Origin of the sequence: Beijerinckia mobilis (genome assembly GCF_000745425.1) — a bacterium.
Lineage (GTDB): Bacteria > Pseudomonadota > Alphaproteobacteria > Rhizobiales > Beijerinckiaceae > Beijerinckia > Beijerinckia mobilis.
Genome location: NZ_JQJH01000029.1, coordinates 17,213 through 33,826, shown reverse-complemented (window position 1 = coordinate 33,826; position 16,614 = coordinate 17,213). Strand labels below are relative to the sequence as shown.

Annotated in this window: 12 protein-coding genes; 4 read left to right on the top strand and 8 right to left on the bottom strand. The window is 48.4% G+C overall.

All coding sequences use genetic code 11. The features are described from left to right. Positions 1–285 (top strand): carbohydrate porin (locus tag DL88_RS16750; RefSeq protein ID WP_034993144.1); only part of this gene is annotated, 285 nt, incomplete at its 5' end. A gap of 31 nt (positions 286–316) precedes the next feature. Further along, positions 317–589: a hypothetical protein gene (locus tag DL88_RS16745; protein ID WP_034993147.1), complete on the top strand. Its 273-nt coding sequence runs from the start codon at positions 317–319 to the stop codon at positions 587–589. Positions 590–670: 81 nt separating this feature from the next. Here DL88_RS16745 and DL88_RS16740 read toward each other — a convergent pair whose 3' ends face one another. Both DL88_RS16740 and DL88_RS16735 read right to left on the bottom strand, forming a co-directional pair. Then, positions 671–910, bottom strand: coding sequence for a hypothetical protein (locus DL88_RS16740; RefSeq protein ID WP_034998752.1), 240 nt, complete (start codon positions 908–910; stop codon positions 671–673). Positions 911–1,438: 528 nt separating this feature from the next. After that, complete coding sequence (locus DL88_RS16735) at positions 1,439–2,929, bottom strand: O-antigen ligase family protein (RefSeq protein WP_210165328.1); 1,491 nt, start codon at positions 2,927–2,929, stop codon at positions 1,439–1,441. 673 nt (positions 2,930–3,602) lie between these two features. Between DL88_RS16735 and DL88_RS16725 the strand changes: the two genes are divergently transcribed. Next, on the top strand, positions 3,603–4,793 hold the full coding sequence (locus DL88_RS16725) for an acyltransferase family protein (RefSeq protein ID WP_084705248.1): 1,191 nt from the start codon (positions 3,603–3,605) through the stop codon (positions 4,791–4,793). 639 nt (positions 4,794–5,432) lie between these two features. Here DL88_RS16725 and DL88_RS16720 read toward each other — a convergent pair. Beyond that, complete coding sequence (locus tag DL88_RS16720) at positions 5,433–6,545, bottom strand: hypothetical protein (RefSeq protein ID WP_210165327.1); 1,113 nt, start codon at positions 6,543–6,545, stop codon at positions 5,433–5,435. Positions 6,546–7,712: 1,167 nt separating this feature from the next. Further along, positions 7,713–9,164, bottom strand: a complete 1,452-nt coding sequence (locus DL88_RS16710; RefSeq protein WP_156971170.1) for a GumC family protein — start codon at positions 9,162–9,164, stop codon at positions 7,713–7,715. Between the two features lie 561 nt (positions 9,165–9,725). Between DL88_RS16710 and DL88_RS19580 the strand changes: the two genes are divergently transcribed. After that, positions 9,726–10,421, top strand: coding sequence for a P-loop NTPase family protein (locus DL88_RS19580; protein WP_051956109.1), 696 nt, complete (start codon positions 9,726–9,728; stop codon positions 10,419–10,421). Positions 10,422–10,698: 277 nt separating this feature from the next. On the opposite strand, the gene DL88_RS16700 is transcribed toward DL88_RS19580, so the two are convergent. The 4 genes from DL88_RS16700 to DL88_RS16680 form a co-directional block, all read right to left on the bottom strand. Beyond that, positions 10,699–12,342, bottom strand: a complete 1,644-nt coding sequence (locus tag DL88_RS16700; RefSeq protein ID WP_034998732.1) for an FAD-dependent oxidoreductase — start codon at positions 12,340–12,342, stop codon at positions 10,699–10,701. A gap of 570 nt (positions 12,343–12,912) precedes the next feature. Further along, positions 12,913–13,956, bottom strand: a complete 1,044-nt coding sequence (locus DL88_RS19575; protein WP_169741597.1) for a glycosyltransferase family 2 protein — start codon at positions 13,954–13,956, stop codon at positions 12,913–12,915. Between the two features lie 120 nt (positions 13,957–14,076). Next, positions 14,077–15,318, bottom strand: coding sequence for a polysaccharide biosynthesis protein (locus tag DL88_RS16685; RefSeq protein WP_034998728.1), 1,242 nt, complete (start codon positions 15,316–15,318; stop codon positions 14,077–14,079). After that, positions 15,315–16,433: a glycosyltransferase family 4 protein gene (locus DL88_RS16680; RefSeq protein ID WP_051956107.1), complete on the bottom strand. Its 1,119-nt coding sequence runs from the start codon at positions 16,431–16,433 to the stop codon at positions 15,315–15,317. The genes DL88_RS16685 and DL88_RS16680 overlap by 4 nt, the downstream gene beginning before the upstream one ends. Positions 16,434–16,614 lie beyond the last annotated feature (181 nt).

Sequence of the window (16,614 nt, the reverse complement as noted above, 5' to 3'; positions counted from 1 at the left end):
TTCATCTATCATGGATTGTTCGAGGCACGGCCAAACGACGATATCGGCTTCGGCATCGGCACGACGCATGTCAATCCGGCTGTCGCGACCGGACAATCCCTGGCCAATCTCGGCTATACGCAGAGCGGCGAACTGACTCTTGAAACCTTTTACGGCTTACAGGCGACAGGCTGGCTGAACATCAAAGGCAGCCTGCAATATATCCATAATCCCGGCGGGTACGGCAATTATGGGCATTATAATGATGCCTGGATCAGCGGCCTTCGGGCGACGATCGTCTTTTAACGATAACAGGATCAAGCGAAGGGAGGACAATATGCCGAAAGCATTCTATTGGGGTGTATCCGCTGTCGCAATGACAGGCTTGTTTGTCGCGACGCTGCACGCCTTCGAGGTGCAGAGCGAAGAAGCTTTTCACCTCGAACACATGAAGGCGATTCCGGCAAAAATGCACGATGGCGACATGGCAACCGTTCACCTCTTAAAGGTGAATGGAAAAAAGATGATCGCCATCCCGCTGAAATCTATTCCGCCGGAATTACGGGACGAGCTCTGCGTCAAGGATCCCGTCGGCATATGCGACGAATGATGCCTCAGCGAGACGTTACAAACGCCAAGTTCAACCGCAGTCTCTGTAAAAATACCGAGGTGTCTTGACGCGGGGGAGTGTTCAGCAACGGCCCATATCAATGAGCGAAGGGTTGCCGTTCGGCGAAATAGCAGGGGCGCGCCGCAAGCAATTCGGCCGGTTAGCCGGAACTGTGCTGACGGAACGCCCGACGGTCACATTGCGGGCCTCCTGAGCGTTCTGGGATACGGCATGAAATTGGACGGGCGTTATTTCCGTGGCAGCGAAGGCCGAAGTGCTGGCGAGAAGTGCCAAAGCACAAGCAATATGCTCGAGTCTCATGATCTAATCCTTTCCTGTTTTGGGACTTAGATAGAAACTCGGGTTTGCTTGGGATAGGGGCACACTTTCAAGACGGTGTGAATGCAGTTCACACCGTGTGTATTTTGTTGTTTTTAAGAACGAATTTTACATGCGCCATTTTGACGCAGCACTTCATCGCACATCAGCCTGGACCGCTATCGGCCCCGTTCGGTCCGAAGCAGAGAATAGGTTTATTCAATTATGAAGGGGTCCTTCAAGCGGCCCATCATGCCTGCTCTCAATGTGAGGGAGGTTTGCACGGAGCCTCGTCGTTTGCAAAGGTCAAGGACCCTCATTGGTGTCGATATGCCGTCAACGCCTCATAAACGAACGGCAGGCCTATCTCTCTTACCTTCTCCAGCAAAACGTGCCCGTGGTCAATGAAATGGCGCTGGCTAAACTTCTCCTACGCTCACAGGAAGCGAGCCATCCAGCTCAGCTTTGTGCAATTAGCGCCTGCCAAGGGAACAGGAAAAATCATAATAGACAGCCGCGATAGGCAATTTGCTATTCCGTTCGGTGCTCGTCGCACGGCAAATGACATCCCCCTTTTCGCGTCGCCGTTGCGCGCAGGGCCCGCTCGAAAGCAGGATTCTTAGATGTGGTTTGCAACGCTCGATTGCTTTCCGGCGAGACCATAGCCACGCTTGCCAATGACTGCACACCATTCGGCGGCCGTTGCGGTGTAAAGGACACGAATACCCGAGACATTCCTGCCGCCGATGACTGGAACTGCGAAGGGAAACAGGCGCCGATCCACGCGAACAGGACGAAGCAAGGTATGGTTAAGCTATAGAGCGCCTCAAATTTACAATAAAGAACAAGGCTGAGCGCCAAGCTAATACCAATAACAATCCTTTGTCGCTCTTCCCCACTTGTCTCGGTTAGATAGCGTTGAATGAGACAGGCAAAAGTTACTAGCATCGTGAAGACAAAGGCTGCCAATCCCGGGGCTCCAGCGGTATAGAGCAAACCATAAATGGTGGAATGGGATCCGATTGCAATCGGCTCTGTTTTATGAGCTGGCGGAAAATTCAGACCGTTTCCAAAATAAGGAGATTGAAGAAATCCCTCCCAGCTTTTTTCATAGATCAGATCACGCGCCAGATTGGAGCCCGGACGGGTGGCAGTCAGACTGCTCTGAAAGTAATCATAATCAGCCACCGGGTCGAAACCATTCAACAAGGCGACATAAAGGGCCAGGATAGCGGCGCTTATACAGACGATCTGAACGAGCCGTGGCAAGCGCAAGCAAAACTGCAAGGCGCCAAAGATGACAAGGCAAAAGATTGCCATACGGCTCCAGCTCAACACCGTGGCAATGGACCCACCGATAATGCCGGTCAGCCTCCATTTCCAGTTCTTATCCAGGGTGCTAATGAAGACAACAGAAAGCGCGCCAAGACCAAGCGCTGTAAACCATGGAAAGAACAGGATAAAGCGGGCTGTTTTTTCGCCGAACGTATCCTCCGACCAGAAAAAAGAAGCGCTCGTATAAAAGCGTATGGCTGGACTCGGCGGCAATATCATGCCGAGCGGCGTTGGAAAAGTAAGAGAAGAAAAACCTAGGAAGCGGAAAGGTAAAGCAATTGTCGAAAGGACCAGCATATAGAGTCCGAGCCAAGTAATGGCACGGATCGTCCGTTCGTTGGCAAGACAATGGGCGCTCCCCATAGCAATGATCAAAGCACCAAATACCCACCCCACGATTGCAAAAGATGTGAGATTACGCAATTCGCCAAAAAAGTTACCGACCGCCACGCCGTGCAGGAGAGATGTGCCGATCTGAACGATCGCAATCCCTAACCAGCTTGCCACAATAAGATTTATCGCAAGACCACGTGGCCAGCGCTCCGCCACCATTTTCATGACCATCAAAACTGTGCTGATCGTCAGAATACCTAAGGCCCAAAGGAGCGGCGTTAAGAAGCAGAAATTCTGAAACAGCCTCGCGCCATCGTAAGGCACCTTCGCTTTCGTGATGACATTTTGAATCAATGACCTCGGCGTCGCACGAAACGATACCGAATCCATTGTCGAACAAAGTGATTTGCAGTGATTGCTATTCTGTATCATCAATCCTGCCATTAACAATAGTTGGAAATTGCCAATATTCTAAAATCCAATTCTCACCAATAACTCTTGCATAAATCGCAAACCCACTAATTTTATATGAAACACTCTCGTATTAGCAAATCAAATACCAAGCAGTTCCGCTAAATATATTAATAATTATAAATGGAACGATTTTATTTTACTCCCCCTCACAGGCACAAGACCGTGAGGAAAGCACTATTTGCAACACTAAAGCAACAAAAGATAATACATTTCCTTAAAATAAATATAAATCAAATATGTATTTATATTTATCCAAAGTTAAAATGGAAATTGGTAATATAGATATTATTTATTTTGACTGATCACCCCCAAGATGCAATTTTCCGCCTAAAAAAGATAGCCTAAAAAGCATGATGCCGGTAATTATGCCTTTTGATAAAACCTTGACATTCATTTTAGGCGGAAATTTTTTGAATCCAAATTTCATCGCGATGTCCTCAGGTGTCCCTCGCAGGCAAATAAGCGCGTGGCTTCCCGGCATCGGGACGATCGGCCCATCAATCACCCGTGGCCGCTTCGTTCTGACTTGCGCAGGAACAGTGATCAGAGGTGGATGCACGGAGTTTTTTCAACGATGATGGACTTTCACGCCAACGGACGACCGAAAATTGCTTCACTTGACGGAATGCGCGGTTTGGCGGTCCTGCTTGTTCTCCTTGTTCATTATAGCGTGGCATGGACTCTCCTTTTCCCTCAAGCTGCCAATGAAGCAACTTTTACGAGGTTGATGGCGGATGTCGCTTTCTCGCTCGGCAATGCCGGCGTCGATTTGTTCATGGTCATGAGCGGCTATCTGATCTATGATCACTTGATGATCAAGCCACAACCGTTTCCCGTGTATTTCGGGCGCAGGGTGCGGCGCATCTTTCCGACTTATCTCGTTGTCTTGGCAATCTATGTTGTCTTGATGCTCATCCAGCCGGAAAAATCGAAATTACCTCACGACCCCATAGAAGCCATTATTTACATTATTCAATGTGCTCTGCTGATCCCGATCTTCTTCGGCAAGGAACCAATTGTCGGGATCGCCTGGTCTCTGACTTACGAAATCCTATTTTATCTGGCATTACCGTTTCTGATTTACGTGACTGGTATGCGCTACCGCAATTGGTCCACACGTATCGCCATTCTCGCCAGCATAGCAGTGATCATATCGTGTATTACCTATGCGGCTGAGGCGCATGAACGCATCATCATGTTTGTCGGCGGCATGCTGGCCAGAGAATCTCTCGTTGGCCGCTCCTATCGTTTTTCACGGCCTCGGCTCATGGAGGGAGCCGCGCTTTTGATTTTCGTAATTAGTATTGGCACCATAGCTTACTGGCGAGGCCCCTCCTCTTTTGTTTATCCGGAATATCCCGAAGCCTTAGGTCGCAGTTATTTATTATTTATCGGTTTCTCGACACTCCTGTTGGCCACACTCGGTACTGACGGTATTTGTCGCAGAATTTTCGAGTGGGTTCCGCTTGGACTGATCGGTGAAATCAGCTTTTCCTTTTATCTGACTCATAATCTGACGATGAGGATTGTGATAGGTTTCTTATTACCACACGTATCTTCCAGCATCGCGGAAATGTTCTTTTGGCTCGCGTTGCCATTCACTTTCGTATTGTGTCTCATTCCGGGACTAGCAATATATATGCTGGTCGAGCGGCCCCTGTCATTGCAACGTCCCGCTATGATCTCCTTCAAAAAACCCAAAAAAGCAGAAGAAGACAATATTACCGCTGTTTCAAATCCATGAGGCCTAATGTTCGTGGGAGGGTGCACTCTGGGCTGTGTGGACAGACGCACCTTGATTGAAGAGGTTGACGAGAAGCGGAAGCGGATGATCCTAACATCGGTTACAGAAGCGGTTCTGACAAGCGTATCCAGGTGACCACACGCATGAAGGCCAAACGCGTTTAGTTAGTTGGGCAAAAGCGGGACATTCTCGTTGATGCTTTTGCGCCGGATGCACGCGTTTTGGAGGATGCTCGGCTCGAACTGGCTCAGCAAGAACTAGAGACGACACAGGCAGACAGGCCGGTCTAGCCCACTTCCACACGTCTGCTTTCAAAATGCCCCTGCCGTGCCCTCCTGGGAGAAGATCATCCAGGCGCCCGATTCCGAGGGGATAAGCGCGTGCGGCAAGGCAAATTCCCGGATGATCGGCCATATGGCCATCTCCGAGTTCACGGATCATCTACCTTCATACTGATAAGCGGAGATGCTGGCCGGGCTTGGTACAACTCGGCCTTGCCAAATTTGATTATAGCACGTCTCAAGGAGACAGTACTCACCACCACAGTCTACAACTTCCACCGCCTAGCTAGCACGACTCTCGCTTTGGCTGTCCGTCTTCGGCCAATGATCGAGCCTCCTCGACGCAATAAGCTCTTTTTTATTTCGGCTTGACGTACCGCAGCTGTCCAGCGATTGTATTGAGATCATTTTGCAGATCCCAATTCCATGTATGCAGTAAGGACTTCTGGGACGAACACGTCGGGCTTACGCGTATGGTGAGCCCATTTCCTCCTTGATCAACGACAATAAAGCCATAGCTTATCGCTGCTTCCGCTATCGCTTTGCCTTCCTGCGTCAATAAGCCCAAAGAGATAATGGAAACGGATCGAGGAATGGCCAGCCGCCCCCCCATGGGGATATTGCCACTATAGGGAGGATTAGAGGTCATGGCGCCACGGTCGAAGGCAAACGCCGGATAGTCAATTTTGGGCGTGAGCAGTTTCGCCGGCACGGTAATCGCCATCGCATGTTTGATCCCCGTGTCGATCTCATTATCACAGAATAAGCCCGCATACATTGGCAACATGGAAGCCGTCTGACCATTCTGCCAGCCATCGCCGAGACTGCTTTGAGAAGGCGAGGTCACCGAATAGGATAATGCCACGATCTGACCCGTACTCAAGACGATCGTTGAATAGGTTTCAACAACAGAGCCCTCCGGTTGTGCCACAGCCATATGGCCATCTGATCCGGTTGCCGGAGTCATGGTACTATTGAAATAGAATTGAAATGCATCACCATTCGAAGGATTGACGGTCTTGTTATAAGATGAAGGTAAAACCCATTCCGTCGTGGATGTCGAGGAATAGACATTGCCCGGAAAGGGAAAGCTGTTGGAAGAGGAGGCGAGAATGGTTTGTTCTACCGCTGCGGAATTACCGAACCGCAGCCATTCATTTGTATAAACCTTTGACCAAGCGTCGGCATTATAGAGTAAAGGATGCAAGGAATCTGATTGTGTCGCCGTATAAGAAGGAATGGTCCATTGATTTTGAGAGTACCAAGTATCAAGACCCATCAAGATGCCTGAGGCATTCGCAATCGTCGAATAGGATGCCTTCTTTGAAATCGGTGTATTCCATGCCGAAGATGACGAAAAAATTTGAGCCACAGCTGTCGATATACCCAAAGCCACGAATAAGGCCGGGACAAGAAATTGTCTTGTCATAGTCTGTAAATAGCTTCGATTTGAATATCCAGCGTGTTTCATTTTCCACCCCCCATTTCATGCAATCTGTTCATTATATAACTAACATATATAAAGAATTTGTCGCAAAAAAAGATTTACTTCACCGGACCGGAGAAGTTTTGGGCTGCGCTGCTTTTCTGACTGGATTGACTTGGATATTAAGTTGCCCGTTCGGCATGGATGGAGAGGCAAAGGCCATACGATAACATGCCTCGCAGGAACCGGTACCCGCAGCAGTGTTTGCCATCCGGGCATTGGCGATCTCCCCCATACAACCTTCGGCGGAGGATGCCGAAATCGAGTTCCTCCCTCGAAATCTAGTTCTAGGACCTGTTAGCACGTAATCCATTGGGTCGCGGCAGCACGCTATTCCTTCTGCCGAGCCCCCATGGTTTCAACGGTTGAGCGATTGTTGTCGTTCCAGTTGGCGGCAGGCAACCGGCCCATCATTGCATTATGAGGGATGGCAGGACGTACGGTAAGGTCCCAGATCCGGGTGCTGAAAGCTGCGCGAGGCATACCTTTTATCGCCAACGATCCAGCCAATTGTCCAGCAGCTATCGATCAAGCTTGGAGTTGGGGGCAGTTCATAATCTTGTTCAAACCCCAGGACGAAAGCAATCTGACGTCCTTCATTCACCGTCATAGATCACGCAAGCGTCTATGCCCACCGTTGCCGCGACAATGGCCGAGCGCCTCACGTGCATTACGCCCCTTACCGTAGAGCCTATTTTTTCTGCACCACTGTTTTCGGGCATCCGCGGGGAACAGTGGGCGCGATTGAGGAAAGCCATACTCCGCACGCGATTATTGTGTTACCGCAAGCAAACCATCAGGCACTCGCACTCCCCAGGGCTTCGATCAGAGGAGGTAAAGTTCCACAGCTCTCCACCACAGGCCAAGCTCAGGCGCCATGCAGCATTTGGCATCGTTATCACGCCGCCAGAAAATCGTCGCAAGGTTTAGCTCAGATCCAAAGGTTGCCTAGCTATCCGATCACATTGCCTGGATAAACGTCTCGAAGACAGACAATGTTTCGCCTATGAACACTTCTATCAGATCATTCACGTCCACCAACCAGAAATAGCTAGGGCTTCAATCGCTAACAGGCCCTGGTCAGGGGAATGGAAATGCCATCTTACTCCCTCGGAGGCTTCTTCCACAAGATGCTCGAGAACGAGAGCAACATCAGAGAGTTTGCTTTGCAGCCTGAAGTTCCGCTATCGTCCCACGAGAAGGCGAAGCAACTGCCGGTTCCAGGTCGGCAATCATCGGCACACTCACCAGGACAGGCGTCCCGAGAGTATATTCCAGTTTTTCGGAACAGATAAAACCATATCTGAAAAACTCCGACAAGATCGCCGTGACAACGCCAGCAAAAAGACTCACCAAAATACCGAACATGACGATGATGAGGCGAATATTGCCTCGATCAGTCGGCACGTCCGCCGGTTGAATGACCCGAACATTGGCAGCCTTTCTGGCGTTGACCTCTTCCTGGAATTTATGTGCATTTAGTTCCTTTATAACTGAAGCATAATTTTGCTCGGTGAGTTCTCGTTGCCGCTCGAGGTGGGTGAGCTCAACCGATTTCTCATCCAATTGTTTGATTTTGCCCTCTACTTGCGCCAATTGGTTGGTATCAATTGCGCGTCGTGCCTTCGCAGCTTCCAGATCCTGTTTGACACGCTCATAATCCGTCTCGAGAGTTGCGACGACGGTTGGACGACCGTGCCGAATTTGCGATTGGACTCCACCATAGACTACAGTATCCTGAGGCGTTTGATCGAGTTCGCGCCGTATCACGGATGACCGTTGTGTCATTTGCGCTATATCATTATCCGCTTGCTGCATATCACGGGAAATATCACCCTGCTGCCGCAGCAAAAGATCGCGCTGGAGGCTATAGTCAGAAATACCATTACGGGCTTTATAATCCGCATAAGCATGATCGATATGATCGAGCTGCTGTCGAAGTTCAGCAGCCCTGTCAGCTCCGTAAGGTGATTGGACATTGGCAAAGATCGCCGCCCGCTTAACGAAATAAGCTTTGGTCAGTTCATTCAAAACCTCGGCAGCTATCTCGGGATCGCGATGACGAAAACCAAGAGAGATGACATTGCCGATTTTATCAGGCGTTACGAACAGATCTTTGCTGAAAGCGATAGCGCTCTTTTCAAGAGGATCGATGCTACGCCGAGGGCTGATTTTCCATCCCACCATTTCCGCAATCTTGCTGAAGGTGTCCGAGAGCCTGACCGTCCAGGCCTCTTTCACGAGATCAGGATAAACCCGTTCGAACCCAATGGTGCGCAGAACCGCTTTAGCGATTGCAGGACTAACAAGAATTTCGACTTCGCCCTTGAGAATAGCATCCTTTTCTAACATAACAGGAGACACGTTTACAGTACCGACGGCAGGCTGGGACGTATAATCCTGCGACAACAGCACAAGCAAAGTGGAATTGGCAACAAATTTTGGCGTGACCATTACCGCAGACAGGCAGGTCAAGACGATCACGCTGGCCATCACACACAGAATACGCCGTTTATCCCTGAACACACCACTCAAGGCAATTCTAAGGAGCTGCTTTACTTGCCGAGGCTTAGAGGCAATTTTCGGTTCGGACGCGTTAGTCATCAAACAAAACCACCAAAAAGATATACAAAAATTGACAGAGCTAGCTTCAACAAAAGGTCGTTTTACAACGCCGCGGCACGGATATCCCTATACTTCAAGACTCCGAGCACGAAAAGCAATGCCACTAAAATCTGCGCGACCTCTTCTAGATCAGATTAAGAATTTATCCGATTTAAAAGCAGCAAGCAACTCAAAATCACAGGAGGAAGAATATATATGCATCAAGTGTAGCGCATATTCCAAAAATATCGCTCCCATAATTAACAAAGCCGAAAATCAACGCGCTCATGGAAATAATTCCATTACGTCCCATAGATAGAATCTATACTGATATATATTTAAAACAAATAATGGTAGCAGGCAATTGGTAGTCATTCTTTAATTTGCGTAAAAATCGAAGCTATAATTTTATCATTTTTCTCGTATACTCTAAATTTTTATGCTATCTACGGACTGCGAGTTTTTCTATTCATTTTATTTAGAATTAGGCGGAAAATGGGTATTAGCTAAGAACAGCACTTAACTTTCATTGCCGCTTTTTCACTAGAGGCCAACTCCTTCATGATCAAGGCAATTCAAGCTTTTTCACGGTCACGCTTTATCTCGACCAAACGCTCGGCCGCTTCACCAATGTCGAAACTGCCGGCCATCAAACAACAGGTACGATTCCTGTACCTTTTCCACGCCATCAAAGCGTTGAACACGGGAAACCAGCCTTTCATCGTGCAATTCGTGGCATCACAACATGGAGAAGGCGCCACGACAATCGCGACCGGCTTTGCCGAAGCGGCGGCGTCTCAATCCAACAAATCGATTCTCTTTGTGGATTGTCATCCATCTTGCTCATTTCAATACAGACCGGCTTCTCTCATCGAGTCATTTTTTGATGATGGTACTATTCATGGCGCAGTCCATAAAACGACCGATATACCGTGCGTTGCTATGGCGCGATTGTCACCTGTGGAAGGCACATTTCCCAATATCGATTTCGACGATCTCAGCCGTCTATTCGCTCTATTAAAAGAGACGTTCTCGATTATCGTCCTCGATTGTCCGCCGCCATCAGACGCACCAGAAACCCTTTCCATTGCCCGCTACAGTGATGGAACTGTTCTCGTTGTTCGAGCTGAAACGACGCCTCAATCGCTGGTGATTGAGACCAAACAGGCGCTGGAACGCTTCGGTGCACAGATCATCGGCACCGTATTCAATCAATATCGATCTTATATCCCTTCATGGCTGCAACAACGCCTGTAAAAATAGTAACCGTAAGAACATTTCAAAGAGCATTTTTCAGATAACTTCAAAAATGCTCTCGTCTCTCCGATTTGTTGAAACATTGCGGTCCCGAAAGACCGTTTTTCGAACTGGCTTAAATATCAAATTATTATCAAAGTTTCGTTCCTGCCTTTCATTTTTTAAAAGCATTTGTGCGGGAGTAGAATCAAGAAAAGTTACTCCCCTGTCACGTAGCATCTCGAAATTATACAAAACCGTCTTACAGATCGTATGAACGACCTCAAGCACATCATACCTAGTGGTTTCGCGGGTTTTGAAAATCTTTTCGGATTTTCTCGGCCAACCGCAAGGCGAGACTGACGAGTGTGATCGTAGGCGAATCGCTGCCCACTGTTGGAAAGACGGAGCTTCCGACAATAAAAAGATTATGAATACCGTGGACTTTGCAGTCCATATCGACGACGCCTTGCGCGGGATCGGTATGCATGCGGGTTGTTCCCATATGATGCCAACAGCCAACAACGTTTTCCGGCCATGCCTCGAAATAGGGCAATCCAGATTCTAATGGAATAACGAGTCCTGTTTTCGAAAGGCGGTCGACAATCAGCTTGTTCAATGCGATGAAATGAAGCTTGTCCTGTTCCGTCAAGCGCCAGTCAATTTCAACCTGATTTTGTCCGAAAAAATCGCGTTCCGGACCCAACATCACTCGGCTGTCTGGATTAGGTATCGGCTCGAGCACACTCTCCAAAGAAAATTCCTGCGTCGCCAAGAATGAATTTAGGAATACTTCGCCGATTGTCGCCAATGTCATAGGTGTGTATCGCAGCAATATGGATAATTGCCGCGCAACGTCTGGAACGATTTTCGAATAAGGATAACCAAACTGCTTTCGTCCCGAAAGTGCGTTTTGCAGAGCCTTCAGAGCGAGATAAGATTTGGAAACATCATTGTCATGGCGCGCTACAAGATACGTGCGTGAATTTGGTAGTTTCATGCCTCTTTGAACATCCGGTCCGGGAGCGAGATGAATTTCGAGCCGCATGCGTTTGCTTCCCACACCTCTGTGAATTCTATGTAATGTCGCGTCATAAAGAGGGCGATAACGCCGAGCATCAGGTATTTTGACACGTGTTGATAAAATACGCGGATGGTCCATGTAATACCGGCCAACGAGGTCATGCGCATTGCCCAGACCTTCAGTCTGTACCTTATTCGAAAGGAGGAGCAATCGAGCAGTTTCGATCCCCCCGGCAGCGAGGACAATAGTGCGAGCCTTAATGACAAAGGATTTTCCGTTGACTGTCCTGACCGCAACGCCCGTCGCATGCGTCGCATTAGAATTCGTCAGAATTTCCGTCACATTTGCAAAGAGAAATGTCTTGATATTACGTGCTTTTTCTAATCGTGATCGATAGAATTTTCCAAACCTGGTCGGTGGACTGAGCTGGTCGACAATATTACAAAGACCGCTTGCTTCGATTGAAAAGATGGCTGCTTTGAGTCTCTGAATCTCTTCAGACCAATGATCGATTTCATAATGAAATTCGCTCAGCTGAAGCCAGTCATGGCTACGTACATAATAGGGTAAGAGATCTTCTTTTGTGATCGGCCAGCCACTATTGGCAATCCACGGTCTTTCTTCAAAATCGAGCTTGTCAAGAGGCCGGCACCATCCACCCCAGCAATTGGTGCTCCCCCCGAGATAACGGCTACGGGATGTCTCTGGCGGCTCATGCGCTAGACCAATATTCTTTCCCGCATAAAGATGTTGCGTGGTAGGGTCCGGCCTTTCACCACCGCTCTCGAGCAAAATAATGGTAAATGTTTGGTCGGCTAATTCAAGCGCCAGAGTGATTCCGGCAGCTCCTCCGCCGACGATGCAAACATCTGCGATAATAGCATCGCTTGTATCCACTTTCCTTGTATCGATAAGCATGTCTTATTCCAAATAAATTGAACAAAAATGTGATTTCATAACAAATGAAAATAGGCCCGAAGACGACCCGATGTGATTGCTGTTGTAAAATGAACAACAAGCGCCTATGCAGAAATGGTTCTCACAGACAATATTGGCGTCATGAATACTTTTTAGACACCAATCGACAAACCGAACCGCGTTCCAGACTCCGGGAATATCCACAACGACGATAATTTCTCAAATTTTGAGACACAATTTACATATTTAAAGTTCGAAACAGATGATAAGCGACCGAATTTGCGGAAACACAGAATTACCCTCGCGCCATCAATCCCGAGAAATTGGGTTTAGAATCGGTTCGTCCTTGAGCATAATGCAGAGGAAGCGTGATAGCTTTTCGATCTGCAACGCGAAGGCCAGACCCATAGATCGAAATGTTATAACCGCCATCAAAACGTATTTAAGAACGATCTCGTCGAGATCACGATGGCACGCGGATCCCGCAGACACCGGAAGATCGACTAGATAATCAGCCAGGCTTTGATCTGGCCCCATAGCAACTGCTCATTCGGATTGCGTTTATCCATTTCAACCCGGGTTGCCTGCAGGATTGCTCGGCTTATATTTAAGGGACTGAACTGCCCTGGCTTTGTCAGCTAACCAGGACCGCATGCTGCTCGGGATAAGAATACTTGCAGCGGTTGCCAAGGCTTTCCAGTCTGTGAGCAGGGATATTGGCCGTATGCGCATTGCCAGGATAAATATTTGCCAAGCATCTTTGTCATGGCCCGACAACGCCGCCCGGGATGCTGCAATGCGATAATGTTCCACATGTCCAGTATCAATGACCGCTTTTGGAACATTGGGCATTTCTTTGCGCAAGAATGCGATAGCAAGATCCGCATTTTCGATGAATTTTTTCGCATTGAATGTAAGACTACTCTGGCGGAGTCGATAAAGTGTCAGCACTTCGGGTGTCAAAACAGCTTTATAAGTAGTCAAACACAAAATACGACACCACATTTCATAATCTTCGCAACTACGTAACTCGGTACGGAAGAGACCAACCTGTTCGAAGCATTCCCGCCGCGCGATAACAGTGGAGCCGTTCCCAAGATGGTTGCGACGGATCAGATCATGCAAGGATGGCTGCGCCTTGGGCGAGAATAAAATCGTCCCGGTACGTCGTCCGTTCTCAGTCAAATATTCTGAATGACTGAAACTAATACCGATCGAAGGGTCCTTCTTCATTAAGTCGATTTGTTTGGCAGCTTTTTCTGGTAACCAAATATCATCTCCATCCAGAAAGCCGATGAATGCGCCGCGCGCTTGCTGAATTCCGGTATTACGTGCTCCTGAAAGACCTCTGTTTTCCTGCCGGATGATCCGTAATAGGCCCCCACGACTGGTATGTACAAGATCCGCCAAAATCGCAGGTGTTGTATCAGTCGAGCCATCATCGACAACGATGACTTCGAGATCCGTGAAAGTTTGAGCCAGAGCGGATTCCACGGCTGGACGTATATAGTTAGCGACATTATAGGCAGGGATGACGATACTCAAGGTCGGCACTGCGGAAGATGCCGTCGTGCGATCGAACATCGGCTTAGCAGGCAATATAGCTTCAGTCATAAATTTATGCTCCATAGAAAAAGGATAATTCTATTCAGAGTGTTGGGTGCCGAGTACATTGCTTGCAGACGGAGAAGAATTGGATGGAGTCATATTCACAAAATAGCGTCACTGGCATATTTAGCCGTGAGAGGGTGTGAAGTTACGAATTGACATTTCCTTGCTCATGCTAAGGCGCCGTGTCAATAAAACCGCTATCACGGTATGGACAATGACCGCGAGCACGATGCCGAAATCTCCATAGAGCCATGCCCCAGCAGGAATAATTAACAAAGCGAGCGCAGCCCGCATCAGAGAAATATTGTTTACTTCTTTGAGGGCGTGAATAGCACGAAGATGTAAGTCGTAGCTCAGGAGCAAATATCGAAGGGGAACGCTCGCCAACAATAATGGTGCAAGAACGACAAAACGCGGCAGATGAAATACGAAAAGTCCGAACAAGACAGAAATAAATACGCCTCCCACTCCGCACAGGCCGCCGAGCCGCACCATCAGGCGCCTTAATTCAGGCATGGCTTTCTGAGGATCTGCAACGACGGCGGGATATTTTGTCTGCATCTGCGTCCAGCCAGGCGTATCGCTGGCGGTCAACATTTGGCGGCAAAGACCAAAGAGACCGAGGTCAGCGCGACTCAGAAGAAAAGATGTAATAAAAATCGTCAACTGATCAGATCCGAGGTTGATCATATCGCCGGCGAGGAAATGAACACCATCGCGCACATATTTCACGAACAAACCCAGATCGAGCGGAGCGCGTTCAAGGCGCTGAAATGTCAGGAAAATGCCAGAAAAGCGAAAAAATGCCAGCAGGAGCGCAAATAAAAGATAGGACGAACCGAAGATCGCAGCGACGACCAGTCCGAGAGTATTGGCAAGAGGCGGGATGATGGCGTCCGATGCTTTGCCCTGAAGAATCTGGAGAGCGCCGGCAAGATTTCCTTGCGCAAAAAATGCTCCTCCTAATGACATAATAGCGATAACGCCGACTTCCTCGGCATCTTTACCCGTCAGAACACCAAGCAGAATAATGAATGGTAGGCTCAGGGGGATGACAGCAAGAGCCGCGGTACAGCCGAGAGCATTCTTGACCCGGATCGGAGCGTCCATTCGGGCAAAGATATAGGTGAAGCCAAATGTACCGAGAAGAGCAATAATGACGATCGCGATGGTCGAGACGGTCATTGTACCGACAGCGGCCAAACCAAAACGACGCACGATCAAGACAGATAATAGGAAGCCATTGAAGTTTTGAAGTACTCTTGCAATCAGAACAAGGCTGGCCTCCCGACCGAAACGTTGAGACAGTTTCACGATTCGATCGCGCGCGAAAGCGACGAGGAAAGAAATACTTCCCTTGTTCATTGTTGCACATCGCCACTTTGTATTTGGAAGATCCTGACAGGACTACGCCGCTGGACAGGATCACGATAGAGCTTATCGTAGCGCACCGCGACAGCGTCCCAGTCCGGAATAGAAAGAGCTTGAAGTCGCTCGCGCGCCGTGGCGATACGACCGGGCTGTGTTATCAAGCTGGATAATGTCGCCCGCAAGCAATCGATATCACGCGGAGGGAAATAAAAGCCGAAATCCCCAACCACGGCCCGGTTTTCCGGGATCTCAGTGACCAAAGGTGGAATTTTATAGGCTATCGCTTCAAGGAGTGCCATGGACATACCCTCGATATAGGAGGGCAAGACAAATGTGTAGGCATTGCTGAAAAATTCAGCCAATTCATCTCCAACCCGATGACCGACGAAAACAATCTTGGCGGAATCTGCTTGTCTTTGTAGTGCATCGAAATAGGAAGGATCGGTCGCGGTTCCGGCGATAACAAGCTTCATGTTGGTGTCGATCTGATTGAAAGCAGCAATCAGATCGCTACATCCTTTTTCAGGGGTCAAGCGGCTCGCAAACAGAACATAACGGCCCGCCTCAAGACCGTATTCCGAAAGTAAGGGACCCGGTGGCACAACGTGCTTTTGAGGGATTCCATTAGGAATAAAGCTTGTGGCCAGATCATAGCGCTCGATGAAATAACGGCGGAGATTTTCTGCAACGACCGAGATCTGATCGGCATTGGCAACGAGTACCCTCTCGGAGAGACTGAGGCAGGATCGCGCGAGGACACCCCATTTATCCCTTTTGTAATCGAGGCCATGAATAGTCACAAATGATCGTTGACCAAACAATCTGGTCACAGAAGACAAAATGCCAGGACCGACGGCATGGAAATGAACAACGTCGCAGCGTCCGATGGCCTGCCATAACGAGAAAATACTGCGGGATAGCGTTTCGAAATGTTTGCCACCAAACGCGGTCACAGGGATGACCCGAATACCCGGACGGTCCTCACATTTAACATCGTGGTCAGCAAAAACTTCGATTTCATGACCAAATTCGACGAGACGAGGACAGAGCTCATCAAGAACTCTCTCTATTCCTCCATAATGCGACCCGATCCCCCGGGAACCAATCATAGCAATTCTCACAAAAAATCCCCATTAATTTCATTTCACTATGATTTATATTACGAATAAAGCGCAATACTCATAATATAAATAATAAATATAAAAATTTTTCGTTTTTTAGTCTATATATAAACATATTATATACAGAAAATTTCTATTTTTAGACTACCGCAATATTATGCACAGTGCA

What these genes read in the sequence shown, in the direction of transcription:
- DL88_RS16745 (WP_034993147.1), top strand. Translation starts at nt 317, where the DNA reads ATGCCGAAAGCATTCTATTGGGGTGTATCCGCTGTCGCAATGACAGGC.
- DL88_RS19580 (WP_051956109.1), top strand. Translation starts at nt 9,726, where the DNA reads ATGATCAAGGCAATTCAAGCTTTTTCACGGTCACGCTTTATCTCGACC.
- DL88_RS16680 (WP_051956107.1), bottom strand. Translation starts at nt 16,433, where the DNA reads ATGATTGGTTCCCGGGGGATCGGGTCGCATTATGGAGGAATAGAGAGA.
- DL88_RS16725 (WP_084705248.1), top strand. Translation starts at nt 3,603, where the DNA reads ATGCACGGAGTTTTTTCAACGATGATGGACTTTCACGCCAACGGACGA.
- DL88_RS16720 (WP_210165327.1), bottom strand. Translation starts at nt 6,545, where the DNA reads ATGAAACACGCTGGATATTCAAATCGAAGCTATTTACAGACTATGACA.
- DL88_RS16740 (WP_034998752.1), bottom strand. Translation starts at nt 910, where the DNA reads ATGAGACTCGAGCATATTGCTTGTGCTTTGGCACTTCTCGCCAGCACT.
- DL88_RS16710 (WP_156971170.1), bottom strand. Translation starts at nt 9,164, where the DNA reads ATGACTAACGCGTCCGAACCGAAAATTGCCTCTAAGCCTCGGCAAGTA.
- DL88_RS16685 (WP_034998728.1), bottom strand. Translation starts at nt 15,318, where the DNA reads ATGAACAAGGGAAGTATTTCTTTCCTCGTCGCTTTCGCGCGCGATCGA.
- DL88_RS19575 (WP_169741597.1), bottom strand. Translation starts at nt 13,956, where the DNA reads ATGACTGAAGCTATATTGCCTGCTAAGCCGATGTTCGATCGCACGACG.
- DL88_RS16700 (WP_034998732.1), bottom strand. Translation starts at nt 12,342, where the DNA reads ATGCTTATCGATACAAGGAAAGTGGATACAAGCGATGCTATTATCGCA.